The sequence below is a fragment of the Delftia sp. PX-1 genome, from assembly GCF_055797465.1.
Window position 1 is genome coordinate 625,550 of sequence record NZ_CP184763.1, and the last position, 22,243, is coordinate 647,792.

Here is a 22,243-nt window from a genome sequence, read left to right on the forward strand (position 1 = left end):
ACCGGGGAATGCCTTCGGGCATTTGGTGTGCGTGTTCGCAAGGACGCGTTCTGCGCTGTGGCGCGGAGGTGTTCTGCACTTAGAAAGGGATGGTCATGGCCACCTTGAGCTCAGCTGGCATCAGCGGCAGCGGCCTGGACGAGACGATGATCGCCAAACTGGTGGCCCTGCAAAGGCAGTCACTGGTTCCGCTTCAGCAAAAAGCGTCTGTTCTGGATTCCAAGATATCCACGTTCGGGCAGATCAAGTCCCTGATGTCCACGCTTCAGGACGCGGCCACTTCGCTGGCCGATGCCGATACATGGCGCCTGACCAATGCCACCACGACCAATACGGCCGTGACTGCCACGGTGACGGACGCCAATGCTCTGCCCGGATCTTCGGTGATCTCGGTGACGGATCTGGCGCGCAGCCAGTCTGTTGCGACCGCTGTCATGCCGGCGTCCACCCAGTTCGGGGCTGGCAAGCTCACCATCACCATGGGCAGCTGGGACAAGACTGGCGACCAGTTCAGCAATCCCGGCACTCCCGTGGAGATCGATATCGCGGCCGGTGCCAAGCTGGAAGACGTGGTCCAGGCCATCAATAGCAAGGGAACGGGCGTGGTGGCGTCGGTGCTCAAGGATGCCCAGGGTGAACGCCTGGTGCTGCGCTCGCGTGCCACGGGTGCCGATGCCGGCTTCACGGTCGGTGCCAGTGGCGATGCCAGCCTGTCGGCCCTGGCCTTCAACGGCAAGGCAACCACGAGCTCCGTGGCGCAGTACGCCCAGAATGCCGAGATCAATGTCAATGGCATTACGGTGCAGTCGACCACCAACGAGTTCAAGCAGACCGTGCCTGGCCTGAACATCACCGTGAACCAGGTGACGGCGGCCGCCACCCCGGTGACGGTGACGGTGTCCTCGGACACTGAGGGCATGAAGAAGAAGATCCAGGCCTTCATGGATGCCTACAACGCGCTCAATGACGCGTTGGCCAGCTCGACCAAGTACGACGCCGAAAGCAAGGCTGCCGGCGTGCTGCAGGGCGACTCCACCACGGTGGGCATGACCAACAGCCTGCGCAGCGTGGTCTCGGGTACGGTTGCTGGCGCAGCGGACACGCTCAAGCGCCTGTCGGACATGGGCATTCAGATCCAGAAGGGCGGCAAGCTCGCCTACGGTACGACAGCCAGCGACAAGACCAAGCTGGACGCAGCGCTGAAGGACCCCGAGTCCATGAGCAAGATGTTTGCCGCCGTGGGAACGGACGGGCAGCCTGATACGCAGGGCCTGGCCGCGCGCATGAAGGATTTCACGCGCAAGGCGCTGGAATTCGATGGCACCTTCGACACCAAGAGCAAGAGCCTGCAGGAACTCAAGAAGAGCAACGGCAAGTCCCAGGACCGGATCAATGACCAGGCCGATTCGCTGGAAAAGCGCCTGCGTGAGCAGTACGCTTCGCTGGACAAGAAAATGAGCGGCTATTCGGCGCTGAGTGCCTACATGAACCAGCAGGTTTCCCAGTGGAATAAATAGACAGGAGCCATGCGGAGCGGCGGTCCTGTTTTCTGTAACCAATGCCCGGTGCCTCTAAATTTTCGGGCATTGCAGCCGAAGAACAAGACATCAAGGAAACGAACATGTACACATCGCTCAACCGTCGTGCTGCAAGTGCCTACGCCCAGGTCGGCGTCCAGTCCTCCGTGGACGGCGCATCGCCCCATCAACTGATCCAGCTGCTGTTCGACGCGCTTGAGAAAGCGCTGAACGCGGCCAAGGGAGCCTTGCAGCGTGGCGACATCGGCGAGAAAGGTGTGCAGATCGGCAAGGCCGTGCGCATTCTGGAGGAAGGCCTGAAGGCCTCCGTCAATCCCGATGAAGGCGGCGAGCTGGCCCAGAACCTGATTTCCGTCTACGACTACAGCATCACCCAGCTGACGCTGGCCAATCTGCGCAACGACGCAGCGCTGCTGCAAAGCGCGCAGGACGTGTTGGCTCCGATTGCCAATGGTTGGCGTGATATCGCCAACACGCCAGCCGTTGCCGGGACCTAGAAATGGAGTTGACATTGATTGACTTTTACCGGGCCATAGAAGACAGCAGCGCCAAGATGCTGCAGGCCGCACAGAACAAGGATTGGGAGGGAGTGACGCGCTACGAAGGCACCTGTGCCGTGCTGATCGAGCAGCTGCGGCTCAAGTCCCATGACGAGCCGCTGGCGCCTGAGCAACGCAAGGAGAAGGCCCGCATCATGCAGCGCATCCTGCGCAACGATGCCCAGATCCGCACGCTGGCCGAGCCCTGGCTGGCACAGTTCGAGCACATGTTCGACGGTCAGCCCCACGCCATGCATTGAGCCATGGCCTGACGGCGGCAGCTGCATCTGCAGCTTCCTGCCGGACATGAAAAAACCGCCTGAGATCCAGGCGGTTTTTTCATGGGTGGAATCTGCGGATGGCAGCGGCTGCAGATCAGGCCGCAGGTTCGGCCGCTGCGGGTCGCCGTATATCGATCAGGCCGCCGGCGCGGGCTGCACCTGCAGTTCGCTGAGCATGCGCAGCAGGTTGCGGTTGACGTCCTCGATCTCGAAGTCGTTGTCTTCGCGCAGCTGGCGAATCGGTGCGGGATCGTCGGATTCCAGCGCAATGGCCATCATCAGGGCCGGCGCGTAGGGGCCGGTGCGCGTCACGGCCGCGTCGAAGACGCGTTCGGACAGCGGTACGCGGCGCAGCACGGTGGGCAGGGGCTCGCCCAGCAATTGGTCCAGCTGCGAGAACAGGCCCAGCAGATAGACCTCGCGCTGCAGGTCGTGGCTGATGCCGGCTTCGATCAGGCGTTCGGTCAGGCTGGCGCGCAGCCGGATGGCGGTGCGCACGGGTATCAGGCTGGGCTCGGTGCAGGCGTGGGGCAGCTGGTCCGACAGCCAGCGCTGCAGCGTGCCGTAGCCCAGCATCACCAGGCCGCGGCGCAGCGAGTCCACATTGCCCCGCAGGCCCAGGGCCGCGGAGTTGGTGTAGAGCATGAAGCGATAGGCCAGGATGGGGTCCTCGCCCAGGATCTGCTCGAAGGCTTCCAGCGATTGCTCGGCATCGACGGCACGCATCAGCGCAAGCACGGTGTCGCGGCTGGGCAGGGCGGGGTGATGGCGCTGGGCATGCAATGCATCGGCCACGGGCCAGCCGGCGATGGCGCCCGCATGGAAGCTGTCCAGGCACAGATCGGCCAGAGCCAGGCTTTCCAGCCCTTCATACATCTGGCCGCCCAGCAGCTGCAGGGGGGGCAGGGTGGGGGCGGGCCTGGCGGCCTGCTTGAGGGCCTGGAGCTTGGTCGGCGCTTCGGCGGCCTGCGCGGCCTGCTGCAGCGCAAGCACGGTCTGATTGGGCATGCCCGAGGCGCCTTCGGGCGGCAGGTGCAGCAGGCTGCTGGCAAACCAGTGGGCGGCCTGGGCGTCGGGCACGTCGGACAGCGGGCCGCGCCAGACCAGCATCAGGCCGCGCGCATGGGCCTGGCGCACCAGGTCATAGATGGCGGAGTCCTGCAGCCAGTCGCCGCGCACCTCGATCCAGGGGCTTCCCTTGGAGGCGTTCTCCAGCAGGTCGCACAGCACCTGGCGGGATTGGGGCGACAGCAGCACCGGCGGCGACTGCGTGCCCCAGGTCTCGCGCAGTATGCGCAGCAGGTGGGCCACGTCGGCCTGGACGCCGGGCTCCTCGTGAAGATAAAGCTGCACGCCCGCCAGACGGCGGGCCTGGTTCCAGAGCGGCCTATAGCCGAGGGTCAGAGAGCTCAGGACGGACTGGACCATGGATGCATGCGCGGGCGGTTATCAGTTGATGAAGTTGAACAGTGACAGTTTCTGGATCGAGGCGTAGGACTGCAAGGCCGCCTGCATGCCCACCTTCTGCATGTCCACATCGGAGAGGGCCTTGATCATATCGATGTCTTCGGCCCGCGAGCGCGCTGCTTCCTGCTGGTCCGCCTGGTTCTTCATGTCGTCTTCGAGGCGGTCGGCGCGGTTGAGCTGGTCGCCGGCGAAGCTGCGCATGGCCTGGACGCGGCTCATGCCGGCGTCGAGTTCGTTGAGGCCGCGGCCCAGCGCCTGCTGCATGGCGCCGGCATCGGTGGCGCCGTTCTTCACGCCCGCGATCACGTTGTCCAGCACGCTGAACAGGTCGGTGCGCTGGCTGGGGCCCAGCGTGAAGCTGTCGCCCGTGGCCAGGTTGCCCGAGATCTTCATCGACATGCCGCCCACGGTGATGGTATCTCCGGCCGTGTAGGGGACGGCCGGGCCGGTCGTGCCACCGGAGGTGACGGTGTAGCTCAGGGCGCCCGTCGTGGCGTCCTTGGTGAAATTCAGGGTGTAGCTGGCGCCCGTGATGGCGCTGGGGTCCGACACCGTGCCCAGGTCGGCATAGGCCGAACTGCCCGTGGGCGACTGGCGCGTCACGGCGAACACGCCGTTGCCCGTGGGCACGTTCATCCAGGTCGCAAAGCCGTCCAGCGCCAGCGGCAGGCCGTTTTCGCTGCCCGTGGCCTGGCCCGGTTGCAGCTGGGAATTGGTGCCGGGGTTGCCGTTGGTGAGAGGGTCTTCCTTGCTGCCCAGTCCGCGGAAGATGGGCAGGCCGTTGGAGTCCTTGGCATTGGCGTAGCTCAGCACCTGGTTGCGTATGCTTTCGAGCTGCTGCACCAGCGCATCGCGCGCCTTCTGGTCATAGGAGCCATTGCCGGACTGCAGGATCAGGTCGCGGAAGTCCTTGAGCGCGTCGTGGGCGGTGCCCAGCTTGGATTCGCCCTGGGCCATCACATCGCGCTGCAGGCCCAGCACACGCTGGTCGTTTTCCGAGCGGGAGATGCGCGTGAGCGCGCGCTCGGCCTGGGCGGCGGCCACGGGGTCGTCGCTGGCGCGCACCACGCGCTTGCCGGAAGTGGTCTTTTCCATCAGGTCCACCAGACTCGTGTTGCGCGAGTTCAGGTTGTTGATGGTGCTTTCGTACATGTTGGCCGTGCCAATGCGGGAGATGCTCATGGTGGAATGCTCCTGTCCTGTGATCAGCGGCCCACGGTCTGCAGAACGCTGTCGAAAATGCTCTGCGCTACCTGCAGCATCTTGGCCGAGGCCTGGTAGGACTGCTGGTACTGCAGCAGCTTGGCGGCCTCTTCGTCGAGGTTCACGCCCGAGACGGCCGTGCGGTCCGCCTCCAGGTTCTTGGCGATGGTCTCGGACAGCTTGGCCGCGTACTGCGCGCTCTGTGTGCGGGTGCCCACCTGGGCCATGGCGGTGGAAAAGCCGTCGCTCAGCGTGGTCGAGCCATCGAAGAGCTTGCTGTCGCGCAGCGCCAGGAAGGAGCTGGCATTGCCGGCATCGCGCTGGTAGGCCGTGCCGTATTGCGGATCGGTGGCCTTGCCCAGCGTGACCTTGTCGCTGTTGGTTCCGTTGATGGCGGGCGTGCCGGTGATCTTGACCTGCAGGCCCGGCGCCAGCTGGATGGCCTGGCCGGAGGTGTACAGGCCCGTGGCCGGGATGCCGCCTGCCGGTGCCGGGGTGATGGTGTACTCCAGCTGTCCGGCAGCGTTCTTGCTGAACGACACCTCGGCGCCGGCAAAGATCGACAGGTCGAAGCCCGCGCTGACCTGGATGCCGCCCATCTGCAGCGTGGCGTCGCCCAGGGACTTGATGCTGGCGGCCACGGGGTTGGCCACGGCCAGGTCGTTGGGCGAGTGCACGGCGGCCTGGATGTCGTGGGCGCCTGCCGCCATGGGGCGGAACAGGATGGAGTTGCCCTGCACGCCTTCGGCCTTGAGGTCGAAGCGCAGGCCGTCGATCTCTTTGGAGCTCAGGTCGGCCATGTCGGTGAAGTCCGTGACCTTGCCGTCGGACAGGCGGATGACCTTGCCCGCTGGGGCCGTACTGCCGAAGACGACCTGGTAGTCGGAGGCCTTGAGCTGGCTGGCATCGACCACCGTGGTTGTCGGCGTGGTGGCACCTGTCCACTGGGCGCCCGTGGTCGAGCCGTTGCTGACCATGGACAGCTTGAACAGATTGCTGCCGCTTTGTCCCGACAGCGTCAGGCCGAGGTTGTTTTGCTGGTTCAGCGTGTCGCCGATGGCCAGTGCCATGCGGCCCAGCAGGTTGCGGCCCTCGGTCAGGTCGCTGCCCTGGAACTGCAGCAGGCCGGCGATCTCGCCGCCACCCAGCATGGAGGGCGTCAGCTCCACGCTCTGGCCGCCGGGCTGCTGGAAGTACAGGGCCATCTTGCCGCTGCCCGGAAACTCCGTGGCCTCCTTGAGCGTGAGCTGGGCCGAACTGGAGCCCAGCACCAGCGGCTGGCTGCCGCCCACGAACAGGCTGATGGTGCCGTCGTCCGCGGGGATCTGGCTGGTCTGCACATACTTGTTGATATTGCGCACCAGCTGGTCGCGCTGGTCCAGCAGGTCGTTGGGCGTCTGGCCCGAGGCGATGGAGCGGCTGATCTGCGCATTGAGCGTGGCCACCTGGCCAGCCAGGCTGTTGACCACGGTCACATCGTTGCCCATCTGCTGCTTGGCGCTGTAGTCCAGCTCGTCGAGCTGGGCCGATGCCGAGCGAAAGCGCGCCGCCAGCTCGTTCATGCGCGTGAGCGCCACCTGGCGTGCCGACGGGTCGGTGGGCGCGCCGGCCACATCGCCGAACGAATTCATCATGTCCGTGATGGCCGCGCCCAGGCCGGTCTTGCCGCCGCTGAACACTTCCTGCATCTGCGCCAGCGAGGTGGCGCGCGCCGAATCGGCCGCCGACACGGCGCTGGCCGTGGCCGCCTGGCGGTTCAGCAACTCGTTGAAGTTGCGCAGGATGGTGTTCACATCCACGCCATTGCCGATGTAGCCGCTGCCCATGTTCTGGCCCGGCGAGGTCTGGAAGGCCACGCTCTGGCGCGAGTAGCCGGCCGTGTTGACGTTGGCGATGTTGTGGCCGGTGGTCTGCAGGGCGATCTGATTCGCCATCAGGGCGCGGGATCCGACGTTCAAAAGGCTCATGGCGTGTTCTCGGTTTAGGCTTGTGCGCGTGCCGCGCTCTGCACGGCGCTCTGGATGGCGCGGCTGAGCTTGCTGGCGTATTCGGGATCGGTGGCGTAGCCGGCTTTCTGCAGCTCGGTCGCATAGGCCAGGGCCGAGTCGGTCTTGCCCATGGCTTTCTCGTAGCGCGGATTGCTGGTGATCAGCCGCGCATAGTCGCGGAAGGACTCCTCGTAGGAGCCGTAGGCGCGGAACTTGGCCGTGACCTTGCGCGCCACGCCGTCGATGTATTCGGTGGTCGTGACCTCGGCGACCTTGCCCGTCCAGCCCTTGCCGGCCTTGATGCCGAAGAGGTTGTGGGCATTGCTGCCATCGGCGTTCTTGATCTCGCTCTTGCCCCAGCCGGTCTCGTGGCCGGCCTGGCCCAGCATGAAGGCGGCCGGAATGCCGCTTTCCTGCGCCACGCGCGCCGCGGCGTCGCCATGGTGGGCCACGAAGTTGTCGCGGCCCTTGGGCGCGGGTGCGTAGGCGTTGACGGACTGGGCCGCACTGCTGCGGCTGCCGCTCCAGGCGCCGATGGCAGCGGTGCCGCCGGCGGCGCCATTGGCATTGGTGGCCGTGCTGCGCCAGGCGATGCGGCTCATGCTCAGCGTGGAGGGCACGGAGATCTCGGCATCCTCGGCGGCTTCCGAGCCCATGGTGCGGGCCAGCTGGCGCGTGATGGCATCCGACAGTCCGCCGGGCTGGCCCGACATGGCCACCGACAGCTGCTGGTCCAGCATGTCGGTGCTGAGGTTGCCCTGTGCGCTGTCGAGCAGGCCGGACTTCATGGTCGCCTCGCGCATGCTCTTGATCATCTCGCGCATGAACAGCGATTCCAGCTGTTTGGCGGTTTCCTTCGCGGCCTGCGGGCTGTTCTCGCCGGCCGCGAACTTGAGTGCGTTGAGGGACCGGGCGTCGGCCGCCAGCGCATTGCTGGCCGCAGTCTGCGATCCATTGGGAAGTGCGATGCTCATATCACCTCCAGTTCGGCGTTGAGAGCGCCTGCGGCCTTGATGGCCTGCAGGATGGCCAGCAGGTCCTGGGGCGTGGCGCCCAGCGTGTTGAGTGCGCGCACCACGTCGGTGAGCTGCGGGGAGCCGGGCATGTTGATGATGTTGCCGGGCTCCTGCTTGATCTGGATGTCGGACTTCTGGGCCACCACGGTCTGGCCCTGCGAGAAGGCGCCGGGCTGGCTGATCACCGGCGTGGTGCTGATGGTGATGGCCAGGTTGCCGTGGGCGATGGCGCAGGGACCCAGGGTCACGGCCTGGTTGAGCACGATGGAGCCCGTGCGTGCGTTGATCACGACCTTGGCCGAGGGCTTGGAGGTCTCGATCGGCATCTCCTGGATCTCGGCAATCATGCGCACGCGCGATCCCGGGTCCTGGGGCGCGGATACGCGCACGGTGCGCCCATCCAGCGCCTGCGCCACGCCCTGGCCCATGCGCTGGTTGATGGCGCGCACCACCTTGTCGGCGGTCTGGAAGTCGGTGGCGTTCAGGCCCAGCGTGATGCTGTCGCCTTCGTTGATCGGGGTGGGAACGGCGCGTTCGACCTGGGCGCCCTGCGGCACGCGGCCCGCGCTCAGGTGGTTGATCTGTACCTTGGAGCCGCCGGCCGAGGCGCCGGCGCCGCCGACCACGAGGTTGCCCTGGGCCAGCGCGTAGATCTCGCCGTCGGCACCGCGCAGCGGCGTGGTCACCAGGGTGCCGCCCTTGAGCGACTTGGCATTGCCCACGGAGGAGACGACCACGTCGATGGTCTGGCCTGGCTGGGCAAAGGCCGGCAGCTCGGCGGTGACGATCACGGCCGCCACGTTCTTGAGCTGCAGCTGGCCCGCGTTGCCTGTGGCGGGCAGCGAGATGCCCATCTGCTCCAGGTAGTTGGCCAGGGCCTGCTTGGTGTAGGGCATCTGGGTGGTCTGGTCGCCCGTGCCGTCGAGGCCGACCACCAGACCGTAGCCGGTCAACTGGTTGCTGCGCACGCCCTGGATGGCAGCGACCTCCTTGATGCGTGTTGCATGCGCCGGCAGGGTCAGCATGCTGGCGCCGAGGGCGGCTGCAACCCAGAACGGGCGCTGCGCTTGGCGCAATGTCAGGAGCATGGACAGTACTTTCATGCTGTCCATTCTCCGGAGAATCAGAACGGCATAACGTTCAAAAAGAACCGGGACAACCAGCCAATTGACTGCGCTTCCCCGGCCTGCCCGCGGCTGCGCGATTCCACGCGCACATTGGCCACCTGGGTCGATGCGACCAGGCTGCCGGGCTGCATGGTGCGCGGGTCCACCGTGCCCGTGAAGCGCAGCACATCCACGTTGTGGTTCACGCCGATCTGCTTTTCTCCGGCGATCACCAGATGGCCGTTGGGTAGCACATCGACCACCGTCGTGCTGATGGCGCCCGTGAACGTGTTGTCGCTGGACGTCGAGCCCGAGCCCGTGTAGTCGTTGTTGTTGTTGAAGCCGATGTTGGAGCGGTCCTTGAGATTGGCCAGCGCATTGCCCGAAAACAGCGGCAGCGCCGAAATCCCGGCCGTGGTCTTGTTGGACCGCTTGAGGCCCGAATCCGACTTCTGGCTGGCCGTCACACGCTCCACGATCTGCACCGTCACCAGATCCCCCACCAGGCGCGCACGCCGGTTCTCGAAACCGGGCCGGTAGCTGGCCGCGTTGAACAGGCTGCCCGTGGGGCTGCCCGCCACCGGGGCGGGCTGCGGCAGCACCGGCGGCGCCGTGGACGGCATGTCCACCGGCGGCGGGTCATTGAGCGTCGTGCAGCCCGACAGGACTGCCGCCAGCGCCAGGCACGTGCCCGTCGCGGAAAGGGAGAAGGTTCGTTGGGTCATGGCGATGTTCCCGGTGTTTCAGTGATCCATGCTTCGCATGAACCTGGCGAGCCATAGGCATGTGGCGTGACCCCGGAGACCGGCGCGGCCCAGGTCAGGGACGCCGAGCAAGGGCCGCCCCGCAGCGAGGGCGTCGTCCCCCTCCCTCGCGAAGCGAGTAGAGAGGGGGAAGCGGCGAAGCCGCTCAGGGGGAGAGATCAATTACAACTGCGCCAGCTTGGCCAGCATCTGGTCCGACGTCTGGATGGCCTTGGAATTCATTTCATAGGCGCGCTGGGTCTGGATCATGGTCACCAGCTCCTGCACCACGTTCACGTTCGAGCCTTCCAGGTAGCCCTGCTTGATCATGCCCATGCCGTTGACACCGGGCTGGCCCTGCTGGGGCTGGCCCGAGGAAGCGGTTTCCGTGAACAGGTTCTGGCCGCGCGGCTCCAGGCCGGCCGGATTGATGAACTGGCTCATCGCGATGTTGCCCACCTGCTGGGGCGCGGCCTGGCCGGCCATGGTCACGCTGACCACGCCCTCGGGGCTGATAGACACCTTGGTCGCGCCCTGGGGAATGGTGACGCCGTTGGCGATGGGCATGCCGCTGGCAGTCACCAACTGGCCCTGGGCATCGACCTGGAAGGAGCCGTCGCGGGTATAGGCCGTGGTGCCGTCGGGCATGTTGACCTGGAAGAAGCCGTTGCCGTCGATGGCCACGTCCAGCGCATTGTTGGACTGCTGCAGGGCGCCCTGCAGGAAATTGCGCGAGGTGGCCACCGTGCGCACGCCCAGGCCCAGGTGCAGACCCGTGGGCAGCTGGTTCTGCTCGGTGGTCTGGGCGCCCGACTGGCGCAGGTTCTGGTAGATCAGATCCTCGAACACCGCGCTGGCGCGCTTGTAGCCCGTGGTCGAGACGTTGGCCAGGTTGTGGGAGATCACATCCAGCTGGGTCTGCTGGGCTTCCATGCCGGTCTTGGAGATGAACAGCGAATTGATCATGGCGTTTTCCTTTTCAGTGCTTTCAGCCGTTCATGCTCAAGAGTTGGCTGGCCGTCTTGTCATTGGTTTCTGCGGTCTGCAGCAGGCGCATCTGGGTCTCGAACTGGCGGGCGGCGGCAATCATGCCGACCATGGTCTCCACCGAATTCACGTTCGAGCCTTCGATGGCACCCGACAGCAGGCGGGCGTTCTCGTCGTTGGGCAGCGGCTCGCCGTTGCCCGTGCGGAACAGGCCGTCGTTGCCGCGCACCAGCGCAGCGTCCTCGGCCGGCGTGGCCAGCTTGACGCGGCCCACGGCCACGGGCAGCTGGTTGCCGGTCTTGGCGGTCAGCGTGCCGTCGGAGCCCAGGGAAATCGTGGACTCGGGCGGAATGTCGATGGGGCCGCCGCCGTCCGACAGCACGGCCTGGCCGTTGCTGTTGACCAGCTGGCCCTCGGGGGAAACCTCGAACACGCCGTTGCGTGTGTAGGCTTCCTGGCCGTCCAGGCCCTGGACGGCGAACCAGGCGCGGCCCATGGCCATGGCGTCCAGTGCGCGGCCCGTGCGCTGGGTGGGGCCGGGCGTGTCCACGTAGCCGGAGGTCGCCTCCAGCGCGAACACGCGCGTGCCCGCGCCGCTGCCCTGCAGGGGCACGGAGCGGAAGGTGGACATTTCGGCCCGAAAGCCATTGGTGCCGGCATTGGCCAGGTTGTGGGCCAGCACGGACTGACGCTGCGCCGCTGCGTTGGCGCCCGTCATGGAGGTGTAGATGATGCGGTCCATGCCGGCTCTCCTGACTCAGTTCTTGGCTATCAGCGCAGGTTCACCAGGGTCGAGAAGACCTGGTCCTGGGTCTTGATGGTCTGGGCATTGGCCTGGTAGGCGCGCTGCGCGGTCATCATGTTCACCAGCTCGGCGGTCAGGTCCACGTTGGAGTCCTCCAGCGCGCCCGAACGCAGCGAGCCGAAGGTGCCCGACTCGGCCGTGCCGTTCAGCGCCGGGCCCGAATCGGCGGTCTCCACCCACTTGTTGTCGCCCACGGCACCCAGTCCCTGGGTATTGGTGAAGGCGGCCAGGGCGAGTTGGCCTTCGGTGCGCGTCACACCGTTGGAGTAGGTGGCCACGATGGAGCCATCGTTGCCGACGTTGATGCCGGTGAGCGCGCCAGCGGTATAGCCGTCCTGCTTGAGGCTGCTGACCGCGAACTTGGTGCCGAACTGGGAGACATTGGAAAAGTCCAGCGTCACACTGACGGAGCCCGGGGTTGGCGAATTGGGATTGTTGGTCTGGATGGAGGCAACCGCAGGGCTGGGAGCGACTGTCTTGAGCTTGCCTGCAGCGTCAAAGGTCAGTGTTGCCAGCAAGGTCGCTGTCTTGGGCGGGTTTGCCGTAGGGTCATCAAGGCCGTCATAGACCTTCCAGGTATTGGCGGTCGCGTCCTTCTCGAAGTACATCTGCACAGGTGTGGCCACGCCTTGGCTGTCATAGACATTGACCGATGTGCCATAGGTGGCGCGAGGAGTGGCCGGGATCGGTGGCGTTTTGGTGGCATCGCCTGCAGCCACGGTGGCACGGGCATCGAGGTTGAGATTCACGTCGATCTTGGTCGTGGTCTTGGCCGCGATCGGCTGGCCCGAGGGGAAGACCATGGGCACGGGCTGGCCGCCGGCCAGCACCTTTCCCGTGGTGGCGTCCACGGGGTAGCCCATGACGTTGTCGCCCTGCACGGTCTTGAGGTTGCCCTGCTTGTCCAGGCCGAAGTTGCCGGCGCGCGTATAGGCCGTGCTGCCGTCGGGCTGGCGCACGACGAAGAAGCCGTTGCCGTTGATGGCCACGTCCAGGTTGTTGCCCGTGGTGGTGATCGGACCCTGGCGGAACTGCTGGGTCACGGCGGCCACATTGACGCCGATGCCGCTGTTCTGGCCGCTGGCCGAGCCGACGGCGCTGGCCACGGCCTCGGCGAACTCGGCGCGCGAGGACTTGAAGCCCGTGGTGTTGGCGTTGGCGATGTTGTGGCCGATCACGTCCAGGTTCTTGCTGGCGGCGTTCAGACCCGAGAGGCCTTGTTGGAATCCCATGGTGTGCTCCTGCGATGGTTTGGGGTGTTTGGTGCGGTGTTCAGTACACGGCCTTGACGGAGGTGTAGGCGACGTTGGTGCCGTCGTCCAGCTCCAGCGTCAGCTTGCCGTCGGTGGTGCCCGTGGCAAGCACCGCGTGGGGCGACAGCGTGGTCGAGGCCACGGCCTTGTCGGCATTCGTGGCCTGCACCGTGTAGCGCAGCTGGCTGGCATCGCCCGTGTACTTGCTGCCGTCCCAGGTGAAGTAGTTGCGGCCCGCGGTGCCGCTGCCCAGCTCGACGGTGTCCACCAGCTCGCCGCCGGCCGTGGTGATCTGCACCTTGACATCGGCGGCCGGGCCTTCGAGGTCGAAGGCCGCCGTATAGGACTTTTCCTTGCCCACGCCCAGGGTGTTGCCCTCGGTCAGCACGGTGCGGCCGATCATCTGCGTGCCCTGCAGCACCTGCATGGCCGTGAACTGGCCGGCCATGCTTTCCATGGTCTTGTTCAACTGCTGGATGCCGGTGACGGTGTTGATCTGCGCCATCTGCGAGGTCATCTGCGCGTTGTCCATGGGATTCATGGGATCCTGGTTGTTCAACTGCGCGACCAGCAGCTTCAGGAAGCGGTCCTGCGCTGCTGCGGGGTCGGTGTTCGAATTGCTCGTGGTGTTCTTGCTGTTGAGGTCGGCCGTGCTGGCGACGCTGCCTGCGCCATAGATCATGGGAGTGGCTCCTGGAATGTGGTGCGGACGGGGCTCACTGGCCCATCTGCAGGGTTTTGAGCAGCAGCGACTTGGTCGTGTTCATGACCTCGACGTTGTTCTGGTAGGAGCGCGAGGCCGAGATCATGTTGACCATCTCGTCCACGGCGCTGACGTTGGAATGCGTCACATAGCCTTCGGCATCGGCCAGCGGGTGCTGGGGATCGTGGATGCGGCGGCCCGGCGTGTTGTCCTGGCTGATGGCGCTGACGCGCACGCCCGAGGAGCCTTCCTCGCCCATGGGCACGGTCTGGAAGACCACCTGGCGCGCCTGGTAGGCCTTGCCGTCGGGGCCGGCCACGGCATCGACGTTGGCCAGGTTCGAGGCCACGACGTTCAGGCGCTGGGACTGGGCGCTGACGGCACTGCCGGAGATGCTGAAGATGGAGAACATGGACATGGGAAAGCTCCTGTGATCTGTGGCGCCGGCTTACTGGCCCTGGATGGCCGACAGCATGGTCTTGGCCTGGCCGTTCAGAAAGCGCAGCGTGGCTTCGTAGCGCACGGCGTTGTCGACGAAGTTGGCGCGTTCGCGGTCCAGGTCCACGGTGTTGTTGTCCATGTTGGTCTGGGCCTGCACCGAGTAGCCGAGATGGCTTTGCGCGCTCTGCCCCGAGGCGGCGGCAGGCAGCGGAATGTGGCCGCCCTGGCTGACGCTGGCCAGCGTCATGGGCGAGGGGCCGGAGGTGACGGCCGTCAGCGCCTCGCGGAAATTGAAGTCGCGTGCCACATAGCCCGGGGTGTCGGCATTGGCGATGTTGCTGGCGATTGCACGCTGGCGCTCGGCGCGCAGCACCAGCGCCTTGCTCTGGAAGTCCAGTCGTTCAGTCATCTTGTCGAGCATGTCGGCCTCGCCCTCTGGGATTTGCGGTGATCGGTTGACGAAATGGCGGCAGCCCACGGACTGCGGCATGCGTCGATTATGGAAATCGGGCCCGAACGCTAAAGCGCAAAGAAAGCGCGTTTGCCTGCGCAGTTCGGCGCTTCGGAAAACGGCGCCCGCCCTATATTTGCTGGCATCGCTCCATGTATCCCGCCCATCCTGACGGGGTGCCGGAGCAAGTCAGGAGCCCCAGCCATGTCGAACTTCAGCACCGCCCATCCGCCTTCCGCCGCCCGAGCCTTCGCCCGCGCCGCCGCATGCGCTGCGCTCGCCGCTGGAGCATCGCTGGCAGGCAGCGCGTTCGCGCAGAACGCGCCCGATGGCGCGGCCCAGCTCAGCCAGATCGGCCAGCGCTTTGCCGACGAGGCCCTGCAGCAGGGCATGGCCGGTGCGGGCGCCCTGCCCCTGCGCATGGAAGTGCAGATGGGCCAGCTCGATCCCCGCCTGCGCCTGGCCGCCTGCGCCAAGGTCGAGCCCTATTTGCCCGCAGGCTCGCGCCTGTGGGGCCGTACCCGCCTGGGCCTGCGCTGCCTGCAGGGCGCCGTGGCCTGGAATGTGTTCCTGCCCATCACGGTCAAGGCCTGGGGGCCTGCCTGGGTGCTGCAAAACGGCGTGCCTTCGGGCCGCCCGCTGTCGGCCGACGACGCCGTCCAGGCCGAGGTGGACTGGGCCGAGGATTCGGCCGCCGTCTACGCCAACCAGCAGGACTGGGTGGGCCTGGTGGCTTCCCGCCCGCTGGCCGCAGGCCAGGCACTGCGCCAGAACATGCTGCGCACGCCGGCGCTGTTCGCGGTGGGTGCCGAAGTGCGTGTTCTGGTCAATGGTGGTGGTTTTTCTGTCACATCGTCGGGCAAGGCCATGTCTGCCGCCGGCGAAGGCCAGACCGTGCGGGTTCGCATGGATAATGGCCGGCTCATCTCCGGGGTGGTGAATCCCGAGGGCGTGGTGCTGGTGCAGTAAAAAAACCTCAAGTTTTGTTCCAGGCAGTCGAAAGCTAGGCACAGCGCCTTACGCCGCCAGGGCGATTGGAGAATCAAGATGAAGATAGGTCAAAAACCGGAACTGCCCGCCGCTGCCTCCCAGGCCGCCGCCAAGCAGCCCAAGACAGCCAGCGCCATTGCCAGCGAGGAATCCTCCGCACAGGCCCAGCCTGCCAAGGCGGCCGGTGTTCCCGTGTCGTTCTCGAACTCGGCCCGCGCACTGGACCAAACTGGTCGTGCCACCGCCGACTTCGATGCCAACCGCGTCAAGGAAATCCGCGAAGCCATTGCCAACGGCACCTTCCGCGTGAACGCCGACGCCGTGGCCGACAAGCTGCTGGCCAACTCCGAGGAATTCCTCTCGCACTCGCGCGTCTGAGCGCGGGTTCGGTTCTTTCTCTGTTTTTTCCTTCCGGCGCGAGCACGCGCTTTCTTTTTTCAGCAAGGCCTGTCCCATGACTCTCAGCGAGATGCTCGATTCCCTGGACGCGGTGGTCCGGATGGTGTCCGCCTCGCTGCAATCGAAGGATGCGGTCGCGCTGGAGCAGTCCAGCACCCGGCTGCGCGATGCCATGGCGGCGTTTTCCGAACTGGCCCGCCGCTTCAGCGCGGCCGACTGGACGCAGGAGCTGCGCGAGCGCGCCCAGGCACTGGGCGAGCAGATGGCCATGCAGCGCGACCAGCTGGCGCGCATGGTGGTGGTGGCCCAGCACCAGGCGGCGGCGCTGATTCCCCAGGCTTCGGACCAGGCCACGTATGGACGTGACCTGTATGGACACCCTCACGCCGGACCGGGCAAGGCGCGCATCTACCACTCGGCCAGCTGAAGCAGCCTCCGTCTTCCTTTTTCCTGTCCTGATCAACCCTCCGGCACGCGTGCCCGAGGGTTTTGTCTTTTCCGGGGTGGCGTCGGCGTGACGCGCCTGCCGGCCGGTGCAGGCAGGGCTGCGCATCGGCAGGCGACCCTCCATGCGCCGGAGGAGGTCACGCTTGCTGAAAAAGACGGGGGGCTTTGGGCCGTGCGGTGACGGGCGGCCAGGAATGGGGAGGGTGGGCAAAGGCCCGGTTCGGCGAAAGCGGAACAACGCCTTGAAGAAGGCCGGATCCTGCGCGTGCCGGAAAGACGCAGCCATGCGATGGTGCGCGCAAATGCTGTTCGGTCTGCGGTCTGCGGTCTGCGGTTTGGGTGGGCAAAGAGGGTCCGGCCGGGGCCGGACGTCCTCAGACTTGCATGTTCATCACGTCGGTATAGGCCTGCACGAGCCGGTTGCGCACCTGCATCGTGGCCTGGAAGCCGATCTGTGCCTTTTGCATGGCGATCATGGTTTCTTCGAGGCTGACGGCCGGGTTCTCCAGCTGCACTTCACGCTGCAGCTGGCTGGAGTGGTTCTGGGCTGAACTGACGGACTGCAGCGCGCCTTGAAGGGCCTGGCTGAAGCCGCCAGCCGCCACTTTGGTCGATGCGTCGCCTGCGCCCACGCCTTTGGGGAGCTGGGTGCCGTACAGGGGAGAGGTGGTACTGGGGATGCGAAGGTCCATGACACATTCCATCGGAGTTAGCAAGATGACGAGATCGTAGGTCGGCAGGGTTTTCGCATCCGGGCAAATAGAAGGTCAAACGGCGCGCTTATCGGGCGAATGTGAAGCGGCGGACTTCGAATAATCGACAGCACGCTAGGGTCCTGTGTGTGCAGGGCTCGAACACCTGGAACCAAGATGTCTGCTGTCGCTGAAATCCCTGTCCCCCAAGCCACTCCCGTCCCCCAGCCTGCCCTGCAGCAGCGCTGGACGGCCATGGACCGTGGCCAGCGCCTGCGTTGGGGCGCGATCGCCGTGCTGCTGGTTGTCGCCGTGGGGGCGGCGGCCATGTTCTACCGCCAGCCGGACTACAAGGTGCTGTTCTCCAATCTGAGCGACAAGGATGGTGGCGCCATCGTCGCCCAGCTGTCGCAGATGAACGTGCCATACCGCTACACGGAAGGCGGCGGCGCCATCCTCATCCCGTCCGACCGCGTGCACGATGTGCGCCTGAAGCTGGCCACCCAGGGCCTGCCCAAGGGTTCGGTGACGGGCTTCGAGCTGATGGAAAACAGCAAGTTCGGCATCACCCAGTTCCAGGAACGCCTGAATTTCCAGCGCGGCCTCGAAGGCGAGCTGACGCGCTCCATCCAGGCCCTGGCCGCCGTGCAAAGCGCACGCGTGCATCTGGCCCTGCCCAATCAGAACGGCTTTTTCCGCGAGCAGCAAAAGCCTTCGGCCTCGGTGCTGCTGAGCCTGTACCCCGGCCGCGTGCTGGACCGCACGCAGATCGCGGGCATCGTGCACCTGGTGGCCTCCAGCGTGCCCGAGATGGCGCCCACGGCCGTGAGCATCCTGGACGATTCGGGCAAGCTGCTGTCGCAGTCGCCCGACGGCAACGCCAACGCCGTGGACATGCAGCAGCTGAACTACACCCAGCAGATCGAGCAGCAGTACGTGCGCCGCATCCTGGATATCCTGGAGCCTGTGGTCGGCAAGAACAATGTGAAGGCCCAGGTCTCGGCCGAGATGGATTTCAGCCAGACCGAATCGACCTCGGAGCAGCACCGCCCCAACCAGTCCTCCGACGCGGGCGTGGTGCGCAGCCAGCAGGTGGTGGAGAGCACGGGCGAGCAAAAGCCGCCCCAGCCCACCGGCATCCCCGGCGCCACCAGCAACCAGCCGCCCCAGAACGCGTCCGCGCCGGTCAATGGCGCCAATCCCGCACCCCAGGCGGCCGATGGACAGAACGCCGTGCGCTCTGCCAGCAAGCGCGAGTCCATCACCAACTACGAAGTGGACAAGACCGTGCGCCACACACGCGGCAGCACGGGCAGCATCAAGCGCCTGACGGCCGCCGTGGTTATCAATGCGCCCCTGGTGGCGGCCGCTGCGCCGAATGCAGCCGGTGGCGCCACCGATGCCGCCACCGTTGCCGCCGCAGCGCGCGGCCTGACGGCGGCGCAGCAGGCGCAACTGCTGACCCTGGTGCGCGAGACCGTGGGCTACAGCGCCGAGCGCGGTGACTCGGTCAACCTGGTCAGCACACCCTTTGTGCAGGACGAAGCGCCGGCCGAGGTGCCGCTGTGGCGCCAGCCCGAAGTGCTGGACATGGCCCGCAGCCTGGGCGTGCCCATCGGCCTGGCCCTGTTCGGCGCCATCTTGCTGCTGGGCCTGGTGCGACCCATGCTCAAGGGCCGCAAGACGGCTGCCGTGGGCGGTCAGCTCAATGCCATCGAGGGCGAGCAGCTGGACCGTCCGGCGCTGGCCGGACCCGCTGTCGATCTGTCTCCCACACAGGAGCAGGTGCGCCTGGAGCAGGCGCGCCAACTGGCCAAGCAGAACCCGATCGCGGTGGCCAACATCGTCAAGACCTGGATCAACGGCGAGGCCACCTGAGCCTGCCAAACACGGATTGCTGAGATATGGACGAACGAGGCCTGAACGACGCCGCCATCTTGCTGGTCTCCCTGGGCGAGGAGGAAGCGGCCGAGGTGTTCAAGCACCTCACACCCAAGGAAGTGCAAAAGCTCGGCGAGACCATTGCGCACATGCGCGGCGTCTCGCGCGAGAAGGTGGACTTCGTCATCAACCGCTTTGCCGATGACGCGGCCGCGCAAAGCCTGCTGGTGGACGACGCCAGCGGCTATGTGCGCTCGGTGCTCAAGCGCGCCCTGGGCGACGACAAGGCCGCGCTGCTGATCGACCGCATCCTGCAGGGCGGCGATGTCTCCGGCATCGAAAGCCTGAAGTGGATGGACCCGCTGTCGGTGGCCGAACTGCTGCGCGGCGAGCATCCGCAGATCGTGGCCGCCATCCTGGTGCACCTGGAGCACGAGCAGGCTGCTGCCGTGCTGATGCAGCTGCCCGAACGCTTTCGCAGCGAAGTCATGCTGCGCGTGGCCACGCTGGAAGGCATTCAGCCGACCGCGCTCAAGGACCTCAACGAGGTGCTGTTCCAGGTGCTGGCCGGCGGCGACAAGATCCGCAAGACCTCGCTGGGCGGCGTCAAGACGGCGGCCGAGATGATCAACAACCTCGGCGGCAATGCCGACGTGGCCGTGCTGGACACCATCCGCAACTACGACCCGGACCTGGCCCAGAAGATCATGGACAAGATGTTCGTGTTCGACGACCTGGTCAAACTGGACGATCGCTCGGTGCAGCTGGTGCTGCGCGAAGTGGTGTCCGAGACGCTGATCATCGCGCTCAAGGGCGGTTCGATGGAAGTGCGCGACAAGATTCTGGCCAACATGTCCATGCGTGCGGCCGAGTCGCTGCGCGAGGACCTGGAAGGCCGCGGCCCGATGCGCCTGTCCGAAGTGGAAGCGCAGCAAAAGGAAATCCTGAAGGTGGTGCGCCGTCTGGCCGAAGAAGGCCAGATCACCATCGGCAGCGGCGCGGAGGACAGCTATGTCTAGTGGGATGAACTCGCGCTTCATTCCCTCCGAGGAGATTGACGAGCGCCAGGTGGTGCAGTGGCGCTTTGGTGCCGTGGACCACATGGGCGGCCTGCAAAGCCTGCCCGGCCTGCCGAACATTCAGGGCGCCCCCGATGCACAGGCTGCACCCGGTGGCGCCGGCATGGCGCGCACACCCGCTTCCTCGTCCGGCTTCCACAGCCTGTCGCTGCCCGGGCGCTCCGATGCGCCCCGGCTGGACGCCGATTCCATGGTGCTGGATGTCGACGCCGACACGCCAGGCACGGCGGCATCCACCCCCGCCGTGGACGAGGAGCGGCTGCATGAATTGCTGGAGCAGGCACGCGCCGAAGGCCATGCCGAGGGCCTGGAGCAAGGCCGCCAGGAAGCCCGGCAGCAGTGGCAGCAGCACATGGATGACTATGTCTCCGGCACGGGCCGAGAGACGGCGCAGCGCGTGGACGCGCTGCTGTCCGGCCTGGACGCCGGCTTCAAGCAGCTGCAGGCGGATGCGGCGCAGGAATTGCTGAACCTGGCCTGCGACATCGCGCGCCAGGTGGTCCGCCAGGAGCTGCGCAGCCAGCCCCAGGCCCTGCTGCCCGTGGTGCGCGAGGCGCTGGACATGCTGGCCTCCGACGGCCGCGCCGCCACCGTGCGCCTGAACCCTGCCGACTTCGCCGTGCTGGACGAGGCGCTGCGCGCCGAGCATGGCGCCCAGTCCAAGGTGCAGTGGATCAGCGACGCTGGCGTGGCCCAGGGCGATGTGCGCGTGGAATCGGGCGGTGCCCAGGTCGATGCCGGCATGGACAAGCGCTGGCGCCGCGCCGTGGCCGCGCTGGGCCTGGTCTCCACCTGGTATGACGGAGAACGCGATGCCGGTTGATGCCTCCCTGGCCGATGCAGGCAAGCCCTGGCAGCAGCTGCTGTCCAATGCCCGCGCCCGCCTGCACAGCGACATTCCGCTGGAAACCCACGGCACGCTCACGCGCCTGACCGGCCTGGTGCTGGAGGCCACGGGCCTGCAGGTGCCGGTGGGCTCGCAGTGCTGGATACGCCAGGCAGGCCAGGACCCGGTGCTGGCCGAAGTCGTCGGCTTTGCCGGCGAGCGTGCGTTCCTGATGCCTGCGGGCGACATCCAGGGGCTGTCCAGCGGCGCCATCGTGACGCCGGCCGAACCCTTTGTCGCCCCGCTGCGCTTTGGCGACGGTCCCGAAGAGCCCGTGTCCATGGCGGCCGGCGTGCTGCGCCTGCCCATCGGCAGCGGCCTGCTGGGCCGTGTCGTGGATTCGCAGGGGCAGCCGCTGGACCATGGCGGGCCGCTGGCCGACGTCACGGCCGATCTGCTGGACCGCAACCCCATCAACGCCATGGACCGCGACCCGGTGCGCGAGACGCTGGACACCGGCGTGCGCTCGCTCAACGCCCTGCTCACCGTGGGCCGGGGCCAGCGGCTGGGCCTGTTCGCAGGCTCGGGCGTGGGCAAGTCCGTGCTGCTGGGCATGATGGCGCGCTACACCCAGGCGGACGTGATCGTCGTCGGCCTGATCGGTGAACGCGGCCGGGAGGTCAAGGAGTTCGTCGAGGACATCCTCGGCGCACAGGACCGCAGCCGCGCCGTGGTGGTGGCCGCGCCGGCCGATGCGCCGCCGCTGCTGCGCATGCAGGGTGCCGCCTACGCCACGGCCATTGCCGAGCATTTCCGCGACAAGGGCCAGCATGTGCTGCTGCTCATGGATTCGCTGACGCGCTATGCCATGGCCCAGCGCGAGATCGCGCTGGCCATTGGCGAGCCACCGGCCACCAAGGGCTATCCGCCGTCGTGTTTTGCCAAGCTGCCGGCCCTGGTCGAGCGCAGCGGCAACGGCCTCAACGGCGTGGGCTCGATCACGGCCTTCTACACCGTGCTGTCCGAAGGCGACGACCAGCAGGACCCGATCGCCGATGCGGCACGCGCCATTCTGGACGGCCACGTCGTGCTGTCGCGGGCGCTGGCCGAGTCGGGCCACTACCCGGCCATCGACATCGAGCAATCGGCCTCGCGCGTGATGCACAACGTGGCCTCGCGCGAGCACTTCGAGCTGGCGCGGCGCTTTCGCGCTGTCTATTCGCGCTACCAGAAGGGCCGGGACCTGGTCCAGGTCGGAGCCTACATGGCGGGCTCGGACCCGCAGATGGACGAGGCGATACGGCTGCAGCCGGCCATGGCGGCCTTTCTGCAGCAAAGCATGTTCGAGTCGGCTTCCATGGACGAGAGCATCTCGGGCATGGCCGCCGCGCTCGGTGGTCAGTGATGC

At 66.4% G+C, this 22,243-nt stretch carries 23 protein-coding genes; 10 read left to right on the forward strand and 13 right to left on the reverse strand.

Going from position 1 to position 22,243, the window contains the following annotated elements:
- Positions 1–95 precede the first annotated feature (95 nt).
- The 3 genes from fliD to ACN20X_RS02895 all read left to right on the forward strand — a co-directional run bounded on the left by fliD (position 96) and on the right by ACN20X_RS02895 (position 2,337).
- On the forward strand, positions 96–1,517 hold the full coding sequence (gene fliD / locus ACN20X_RS02885) for a flagellar filament capping protein FliD (RefSeq protein ID WP_016454334.1): 1,422 nt from the start codon (positions 96–98) through the stop codon (positions 1,515–1,517).
- A 104-nt stretch (positions 1,518–1,621) separates the two neighbouring features.
- Positions 1,622–2,035 carry a flagellar export chaperone FliS gene (fliS, locus tag ACN20X_RS02890; RefSeq protein WP_016454333.1) on the forward strand — a complete coding sequence of 138 codons (414 nt, stop codon included), beginning with the start codon at positions 1,622–1,624 and terminating at the stop codon, positions 2,033–2,035.
- 2 nt (positions 2,036–2,037) lie between these two features.
- Entirely contained in the window at positions 2,038–2,337 is a 300-nt protein-coding gene (locus ACN20X_RS02895; protein ID WP_016449305.1) for a flagellar protein FliT, read from the forward strand.
- Between the two features lie 156 nt (positions 2,338–2,493).
- Here the strand turns inward: ACN20X_RS02895 and ACN20X_RS02900 are convergent, their stop codons facing one another.
- The 12 genes from ACN20X_RS02900 to flgB form a co-directional block, all read right to left on the reverse strand.
- A complete protein-coding gene (locus ACN20X_RS02900) occupies positions 2,494–3,786 on the reverse strand; it encodes an HDOD domain-containing protein (RefSeq protein ID WP_016449306.1) in 1,293 nt (430 codons plus the stop codon).
- Positions 3,787–3,807: 21 nt separating this feature from the next.
- Complete coding sequence (gene flgL, locus ACN20X_RS02905) at positions 3,808–5,007, reverse strand: flagellar hook-associated protein FlgL (protein ID WP_016454332.1); 1,200 nt, start codon at positions 5,005–5,007, stop codon at positions 3,808–3,810.
- Between the two features lie 23 nt (positions 5,008–5,030).
- Positions 5,031–6,995, reverse strand: coding sequence for a flagellar hook-associated protein FlgK (flgK, locus tag ACN20X_RS02910; RefSeq protein WP_016449308.1), 1,965 nt, complete (start codon positions 6,993–6,995; stop codon positions 5,031–5,033).
- Between the two features lie 14 nt (positions 6,996–7,009).
- Entirely contained in the window at positions 7,010–7,990 is a 981-nt protein-coding gene (flgJ, locus tag ACN20X_RS02915; protein WP_016449309.1) for a flagellar assembly peptidoglycan hydrolase FlgJ, read from the reverse strand.
- Positions 7,987–9,135, reverse strand: coding sequence for a flagellar basal body P-ring protein FlgI (locus ACN20X_RS02920; RefSeq protein ID WP_016449310.1), 1,149 nt, complete (start codon positions 9,133–9,135; stop codon positions 7,987–7,989). Before ACN20X_RS02920 ends, flgJ begins: the two co-directional genes overlap by 4 nt.
- 20 nt (positions 9,136–9,155) lie before the next feature.
- On the reverse strand, positions 9,156–9,863 hold the full coding sequence (locus tag ACN20X_RS02925; protein ID WP_012202559.1) for a flagellar basal body L-ring protein FlgH: 708 nt from the start codon (positions 9,861–9,863) through the stop codon (positions 9,156–9,158).
- 201 nt (positions 9,864–10,064) lie between these two features.
- The gene (gene flgG / locus ACN20X_RS02930) at positions 10,065–10,847 is read right to left on the reverse strand and encodes a flagellar basal-body rod protein FlgG (protein ID WP_012202560.1); all 783 of its coding nucleotides are present in this window, start codon (positions 10,845–10,847) and stop codon (positions 10,065–10,067) included.
- Positions 10,848–10,869: 22 nt separating this feature from the next.
- Positions 10,870–11,610, reverse strand: coding sequence for a flagellar basal body rod protein FlgF (locus tag ACN20X_RS02935; protein WP_016449311.1), 741 nt, complete (start codon positions 11,608–11,610; stop codon positions 10,870–10,872).
- Between the two features lie 29 nt (positions 11,611–11,639).
- Complete coding sequence (flgE, locus tag ACN20X_RS02940) at positions 11,640–12,905, reverse strand: flagellar hook protein FlgE (RefSeq protein WP_016449312.1); 1,266 nt, start codon at positions 12,903–12,905, stop codon at positions 11,640–11,642.
- A 40-nt stretch (positions 12,906–12,945) separates the two neighbouring features.
- Positions 12,946–13,608 (reverse strand): flagellar hook assembly protein FlgD, encoded by a 663-nt coding sequence (locus ACN20X_RS02945; RefSeq protein WP_016449313.1) that lies wholly within the window; start codon positions 13,606–13,608, stop codon positions 12,946–12,948.
- A gap of 34 nt (positions 13,609–13,642) precedes the next feature.
- The gene (gene flgC / locus ACN20X_RS02950; protein ID WP_016449314.1) at positions 13,643–14,047 is read right to left on the reverse strand and encodes a flagellar basal body rod protein FlgC; all 405 of its coding nucleotides are present in this window, start codon (positions 14,045–14,047) and stop codon (positions 13,643–13,645) included.
- Positions 14,048–14,077: 30 nt separating this feature from the next.
- The gene (flgB, locus tag ACN20X_RS02955) at positions 14,078–14,491 is read right to left on the reverse strand and encodes a flagellar basal body rod protein FlgB (RefSeq protein WP_013800365.1); all 414 of its coding nucleotides are present in this window, start codon (positions 14,489–14,491) and stop codon (positions 14,078–14,080) included.
- Positions 14,492–14,725: 234 nt separating this feature from the next.
- Between flgB and flgA the strand changes: the two genes are divergently transcribed.
- The 3 genes from flgA (at position 14,726) to ACN20X_RS02970 (ending at position 16,337) form a co-directional block, all read left to right on the forward strand.
- On the forward strand, positions 14,726–15,490 hold the full coding sequence (gene flgA, locus ACN20X_RS02960) for a flagellar basal body P-ring formation chaperone FlgA (RefSeq protein WP_016449315.1): 765 nt from the start codon (positions 14,726–14,728) through the stop codon (positions 15,488–15,490).
- A 78-nt stretch (positions 15,491–15,568) separates the two neighbouring features.
- The gene (gene flgM / locus ACN20X_RS02965; RefSeq protein WP_016449316.1) at positions 15,569–15,889 is read left to right on the forward strand and encodes a flagellar biosynthesis anti-sigma factor FlgM; all 321 of its coding nucleotides are present in this window, start codon (positions 15,569–15,571) and stop codon (positions 15,887–15,889) included.
- Positions 15,890–15,965: 76 nt separating this feature from the next.
- Positions 15,966–16,337, forward strand: coding sequence for a hypothetical protein (locus ACN20X_RS02970; RefSeq protein ID WP_017403968.1), 372 nt, complete (start codon positions 15,966–15,968; stop codon positions 16,335–16,337).
- Between the two features lie 394 nt (positions 16,338–16,731).
- On the opposite strand, the gene fliE is transcribed toward ACN20X_RS02970, so the two are convergent.
- Positions 16,732–17,049 carry a flagellar hook-basal body complex protein FliE gene (gene fliE / locus ACN20X_RS02975; RefSeq protein ID WP_016449318.1) on the reverse strand — a complete coding sequence of 106 codons (318 nt, stop codon included), beginning with the start codon at positions 17,047–17,049 and terminating at the stop codon, positions 16,732–16,734.
- Between the two features lie 177 nt (positions 17,050–17,226).
- Between fliE and fliF the strand changes: the two genes are divergently transcribed.
- From fliF to fliI, 4 genes are read left to right on the forward strand one after another with little or no spacing between them, the layout of a single operon-like run.
- Entirely contained in the window at positions 17,227–18,927 is a 1,701-nt protein-coding gene (gene fliF / locus ACN20X_RS02980) for a flagellar basal-body MS-ring/collar protein FliF (protein ID WP_026062017.1), read from the forward strand.
- A 26-nt stretch (positions 18,928–18,953) separates the two neighbouring features.
- Positions 18,954–19,949: a flagellar motor switch protein FliG gene (gene fliG, locus ACN20X_RS02985; RefSeq protein ID WP_012202571.1), complete on the forward strand. Its 996-nt coding sequence runs from the start codon at positions 18,954–18,956 to the stop codon at positions 19,947–19,949.
- A complete protein-coding gene (locus ACN20X_RS02990) occupies positions 19,942–20,832 on the forward strand; it encodes a FliH/SctL family protein (protein ID WP_016454330.1) in 891 nt (296 codons plus the stop codon). The genes fliG and ACN20X_RS02990 overlap by 8 nt, the downstream gene beginning before the upstream one ends.
- A complete protein-coding gene (gene fliI, locus ACN20X_RS02995) occupies positions 20,822–22,240 on the forward strand; it encodes a flagellar protein export ATPase FliI (protein ID WP_034366515.1) in 1,419 nt (472 codons plus the stop codon). The genes ACN20X_RS02990 and fliI overlap by 11 nt, the downstream gene beginning before the upstream one ends.
- Positions 22,241–22,243: the final 3 nt, after the last annotated feature.